Source organism: Lentilactobacillus sp. TOM.63 (assembly GCF_030361045.1).
Classification (GTDB): domain Bacteria; phylum Bacillota; class Bacilli; order Lactobacillales; family Lactobacillaceae; genus Lentilactobacillus; species Lentilactobacillus dabitei.
Genome location: NZ_JAUCAP010000164.1, coordinates 1 through 1561, shown reverse-complemented (window position 1 = coordinate 1561; position 1561 = coordinate 1). Strand labels below are relative to the sequence as shown.

The window sequence follows — 1561 nt, the reverse complement described above, 5'->3', positions numbered from 1 at the left end:
TTAGTTTGGATTGGTAGCCTATTTGAGCGATAATCAAGGCCATTTCCCCACGCGAGACCATCCCCGCACCAACGAGGCAAGCTTCATTCGAACTGAATCCGGCCCATTTAGCCCCACTTCCCGCTCCTAATATTTTTGTCAGTGTTGCCACAATCGTCAATACGATAATTAATAACAAATCGTGTTCTATGCCAGCTAGTGACATATTTAAACCAATTGAAACGAAGAATACAGGAATGAAAATCGCATAACCGATTGGTTCGATACTTTGATCAACTTCATGAGCTACATGAGTTTGTGCAATCGCAATTCCTGCAAAAAAGGCCCCAATCACTGCACTCAGTCCAATCAGATCTGCAATATATGCCATACCAAAACACAAAATCAGCGCCATTATAGTAGGTCCCACTGGATTCAATAATATGGTGCCTAGTCTAGCGAGGAGAGGGGCGATAAAACGCATCACGAAATAAATTGCGGCAAAGTAAATTAGCTGCTCTAAAAAAGTCAGAGCTAGCGGTATCTGGGTATCCGTACCAGCCTTTGTACCTATTAAACTGACCATAATGCTAAGTAAAACGACAGCTAGCACATCGTCAACCACCGCGGCACCGAGGACTGTTGAACCGCTCTTACTATCAAGTAAATTTAGTTCTTTCATGACAGCAACTGAAATTGAAACCGACGTTGCGGCAAAAATAACGCTCAAAAACAAGCTTTCAAATTGTGTCAAGCCAAAAACAATACCAACTGGATAGATCAGTACCATCGGAATCAAAACTCCTAACAACGCGACAATTATGCTAGGACGCAAATATTTTTTAAGCAATGTAAGATCACTCTCAAGTCCGGCGATAAACATTAAGATGATAACCCCAATCTCTGAAAAAATATGGATGAAATCATTGGCGTGAACCCAATTCAACAAAGCAGGGCCAAGAATAATTCCAACAAATAATTGACCGATCACTGCTGGGATACCAACCCTAGAGGCTAGATGGCCAAATAGACTAGTTGTAATCAAGATGATCACCAAGGTACCTAAAAATTCCAAACAAAAACCTCCTCATACAAAAAACGTAAACCCAGATACCTCTTACACACCCCTGAAAGAGAACACCTTGAGCTTACGTCAACTGATTTATTTATTCATGTTTTAATAATACTTCTTATATGCTAGCAAACTAATCAAAAATATTCAAGTAACGATAAGTTGTCACATTTAGTTACTTATTCGAAACACAGACACTGCCAACTTTAAAAGTGATTTCTGAATTTTCTTTATCTATTTTAAATATCTGGATCGTTTTCTCCAGCTATAAATCATGCTGGATACATAACCGAGCTAAAAAGACACCGTAGGTATATTATCAGGTCCAAGGAATCCAAACTAGCAGCGACCAAAACATCATTGATTTCTTGTTTGAGGCTGGTGTAATTCTTCTTTTCTATGATGAACCTTATAAGCTGTCCAAGATCTATGGTTTTTGATATACTTCTATGTAAAAAGCGAGTTTAAGCTATGAAAAATTATCCCAGCAATATTACTCGGCAACAATTT

Annotated in this window: 1 protein-coding gene; it reads right to left on the bottom strand. The window is 38.8% G+C overall.

What is annotated here, in order from left to right:
* Positions 1-1054, bottom strand: a 1054-nt coding sequence (locus QUF07_RS13915; RefSeq protein ID WP_289428189.1) for a cation:proton antiporter, incomplete at its 3' end; no start/stop codon positions are given.
* Between the last annotated feature and the right edge of the window lie 507 nt (positions 1055-1561).